The sequence below is a fragment of the Streptomyces alkaliphilus genome, from assembly GCF_014141535.1.
Taxonomy (GTDB): domain Bacteria; phylum Actinomycetota; class Actinomycetes; order Streptomycetales; family Streptomycetaceae; genus Streptomyces; species Streptomyces alkaliphilus.
This window is the reverse complement of the sequence record NZ_VKHT01000512.1, coordinates 1-3,679: the sequence shown is the minus strand read 5'-3', so window position 1 is coordinate 3,679 and position 3,679 is coordinate 1. Positions and strand designations below refer to the sequence as shown.

The window sequence follows — 3,679 nt, the reverse complement described above, 5'->3', positions numbered from 1 at the left end:
GGGAGGGGCGGTGGTCATCGGGCGTGCCTCCTGCTTCGATTCGCGAGGCGCGTGGTCAGTGCCAGGGCGGCCAGGAGCAGACAGCCCATGTACACGGCGGTGACCCAACCGGCCGCCGGGCGACCGGCGTACAGGCCGTGCACCAGGGCCAGGGCCCAGGTCGGATAGGCGAGCATGTGCAGGCCGCGCCACCAGCGGGAACGGTTGCGGCCGGCGAAGACCCCGCGCGCGGCGCCGACGACGGCTACCAGCACGAACAGGTAGGCCGCCATCGTGCCGAGCCCCATGAGCAACGGTTGCAGGGGGTCGGAGAAGGGGATCGCCGCGGCGTACCCGGAGACCCGGTCCTCGAAGATCTTGATCCCGATGTGCAGGAGCAGGAAGCACAGGCCGGTGATGCCGAGACCGCGGTGGACGGCCTGGGCCAGCAGCCGGTGGCCGGGATGGAGCAGGATCCGGTCGGTGGCCGCCAACCCCCACATGACGGTGGCCGTGAGACAGACCAGCGCCATCACGCCGGCACCGAAGTCGAGGAAGTGCAGCATCTCCTCGAAGGCTCCGGCGGTTCCGAGGACGATCAGGGCGATCAGTGCCGTGGCGGTGACGTAGGCACCGGTGGTGCGGCGCGCGCTGGCCTCGGGCAGCCGCATGGGACCGGAGGGAATCGGGGCCGTCCCGGGGACGGCGGGGCCCGCGTGCCGACGGCGTACCGGGGACGCGGGGGTGCCCGGTCGACGCACGGCCGCCGACGCGCGGCGCCGGCTTCCCGACGCCCCCGGTCGCGAGGACCGCGACGGGGGTTGCGGCGGGGATTGCGGAATGACCATCACATCCTCCGAGGTGCCGCCGATGCCCCAGGGACCGGGCCGGAACGGTGTCGTCCGGCGGTTCGGTTCCCGGGCGGCGGGATTCGTTCTCCTGATCTCCGGCCCGCCGGCCCCGGTGTCCGGGGCGGACCCCGGGGTCCGCGGCGAGCCGTTTCGCATGGCAGCATTCCGGCGTCCACACAGGGGACTTGCATGGTTATCCGAACGTGATAAGTTTCCGGGGCCCGGTCTTCGAGGGCTCCCTCCGAGCGGTGATGATCGCCGTCCGGAGTCCTTCGAACACCGACCATCGGGGCCGATCGACGGTGCGCCCGGTGTGGTCCGATCGCGACGCGCGACTCGCCCCGGACCACCACCCGCCGCCTCCGCGCCCCCGTTGTGTCCGCTTCCGACAGCGCGCGCCCCACCCGGGTCCGCGGGATCGCCGATCCCGCGTCCGATGAGGACGTCCGGAACGGCCATCGGCCGCGCGGCCCGGTGTCCCCCGTGTCGGAGAATCCCACCTGCCGAAAGACGCCGGGAGGCGCCGACGATCCACCGGCGCCGGGAGCGATCCCGGGCCCTCGGATGAGGAATTCACCCCGTCCCCCCACACCCGGGAACCGCCGGGAATCCCCATGGGATCTCCGGAATCTTCCCGGAACAACCGAACACATCAGCGCACGAGGGACACCGACCACCCCGACGGTCGGGTCCCGCCTCGCAACGGTTCTCGCCCCGCGAGACGTCCGGATGGCCGCCAACTCCACCTGCCGCAGTGGACATCCGACCCGGGAGACAGCCTCGGCTGGCCCCGCCCGCACCCCGACGACGGGTGGGCTCCCCCGGACCTGAACGAGGTAGAAATGTGTGACCTGCTGAACCGACTCCGGTCGTGCCCTCCCGCCGAGTGGAACCGCATTCTCCTCCGCGAACTGCCCTCCGTCTCCGATGGGATGATCGACGACCTGACGCGCCGCGTCCCCGGCTTCTCCGCGCTGGTCGCGGAGCGCTCCCGGGACGTGCTGCGCCGGGACGTCGAACAGGCGCTCCGCGCCTCGCTCGGCGCGCCGCTCGGACCCGGGTCCGACGACGCGTCAAAGACCCGGACCTGCGAACGGCCGTCCGATGTGCTCCACGACCTCGGGGGCGACGGCCGGGGCCCGACGTCCCCGCCGGCCGACTCCGCCGGCGTCCCCGCGCCCCGGCCGCCGGCCGGATCCCGGGACGGCGCCGCACGTCAGCGCCTGCTCACCGCTCTGACCGGGCGCGAGACGCTGCCCGCCACGGCGCTCCGGGAACTGGCCGATCGGGCCGGGTGGCCGTTGCCACAGCGCGTTCGGGCCGTGGTCCTCGGCGAGCCCGGTGAACTCTCGCCACCGGTGACTGCCGGGGCCGGCGAACCGCTGAGCGGGCTGTACCGGGGGCACCCGTGCGTGCTGCTGCCCGACCCCGATCCGGCCGGCCGGCCGGCGCTCTCCGAGGCGCTGCGCGGCCGCACCGTGGCCGTGGGCCAGATCGTGCCGCTGCACGAGGCCGCCTCCACCGCGCGGTGGGCGCGCCGGCTGCTGGCCCTGGCGCCGGCGGAGCGCGTTCCCGACAACCGACCCCTGTTCGTCGACGACCACCTGACCACGCTGCTGTTGCTCCAGGACGAGTCGCTGCTGCGCACCCTCTCCGCCCGGTGGTTGCATCCGATGACGGGGCTGACCCCGCGTCAGCGGGAACGCCTGGAGGCCACCCTCCTCGCCTGGCTGGAGGGCGGGGGCGCCCCGGAGGCCGCCAAGGCGCTTCGGGTGCACCCGCAAACGGTGCACTACCGGCTGCGGCAGTTGGAGAAGCTGTACGGTCCGGCGCTGCGCGACCCGCGCTCACGGCTCGAACTGGAGCTGACCCTGCACAGCAGGCGCCTGGTGGCCAGGCTGCGCGAGTTGCGGTGCCGCCAGGGCCGTCCGCGCCGGCCGGTGCCGGTGGGCATGGGGTCCGGCCCCACGGAGGCCGCCAAGGCGGCCCGGGTCAACGGCCGCTGACCACACGGAGATCCCCCACGAAACCGACCCCGCCGTGGGGCGTGCGCCCAGTGGGCGCACGCCCCACGGGGTCGGTCCGTCCCGGATCGGATGCGGGTCCGCGGTGGCCGCGGTGGCCGGGGTGACCGGGGTGACGTCCCGGGATGTGCCGTACCCGGCGCCTTCGGGCCCCCGCCCTGCGCCGCGACAAAAACCCCGGCCGGAGGTTCCGGCCGGGCGGGGGTCCCGGGGTTCACGTGACGCCGGGCCCGGAGCGCTTCCCCGGGGCCCGGGTACCCCACCCGGGTACCTCAACCACGCGCCCGGGGAAGCGGCGACCTGTAGGGTTCCCGCGTGACCGATGAGAACGAGCGGGCCGTTCGGGCGGCCATCGACGGGGAGATGTCGCTCCTCGACCCCGTGGTGCGGGCGTCCCCGGCCCGGGTCCTGGAACTTCTGGACCCGGAGTTCACCGAGATCGGCGCCTCCGGCCGTTCGTGGGATGTCGCCTCGATCCTCACGGTGACGGGCGACGGTTCGGTGTCCCCGGAGGCGCCGGTCGAGGTCGACGACATGCGGGGAGCGGTTCCCGCTCCGGGCCTCGTACACCTGACGTACCTCGGCTCCCATCGGGGCCGCCGGGTCCGGCGGAGTTCCCTGTGGCGCCTGACGGACACGGGGTGGCGCCTGTGGTTCCACCAGGGCACCCCAACCGGGTGAGCCGGCACCGACCGTTGTGAACTCCTCCGCCACGCGCACCTCTTCGAATGTTGGGGTGAGGGTTGGGCGGTCCCTCTCGAGGAGTTGGAGGGGGAGGTCATGGAAGCGGCGCGGCGGGTGGTGGCCGAACGGCCGCCCGAGGGG

The 3,679-nt window shown here is 73.9% G+C and carries 3 protein-coding genes; 2 read left to right on the top strand and 1 reads right to left on the bottom strand.

The features are described 5' to 3' along the window. Window positions 1–14: 14 nt before the first annotated feature. Entirely contained in the window at window positions 15–650 is a 636-nt protein-coding gene (locus FNQ90_RS15825; RefSeq protein ID WP_182606977.1) for a ferric reductase-like transmembrane domain-containing protein, read from the bottom strand. 1,022 nt (window positions 651–1,672) lie between these two features. Between FNQ90_RS15825 and FNQ90_RS15820 the strand changes: the two genes are divergently transcribed. Next, window positions 1,673–2,836, top strand: a complete 1,164-nt coding sequence (locus tag FNQ90_RS15820) for a PucR family transcriptional regulator (protein ID WP_228471259.1) — start codon at window positions 1,673–1,675, stop codon at window positions 2,834–2,836. Between the two features lie 333 nt (window positions 2,837–3,169). Continuing rightward, window positions 3,170–3,535: a nuclear transport factor 2 family protein gene (locus tag FNQ90_RS15815; RefSeq protein WP_323379995.1), complete on the top strand. Its 366-nt coding sequence runs from the start codon at window positions 3,170–3,172 to the stop codon at window positions 3,533–3,535. The last annotated feature ends 144 nt before the right edge of the window (window positions 3,536–3,679 follow it).

Coding starts and splice junctions, on each gene's coding strand:
- FNQ90_RS15825 (WP_182606977.1), bottom strand. CDS start 650: ATGCGGCTGCCCGAGGCCAGCGCGCGCCGCACCACCGGTGCCTACGTC.
- FNQ90_RS15820 (WP_228471259.1), top strand. CDS start 1,673: ATGTGTGACCTGCTGAACCGACTCCGGTCGTGCCCTCCCGCCGAGTGG.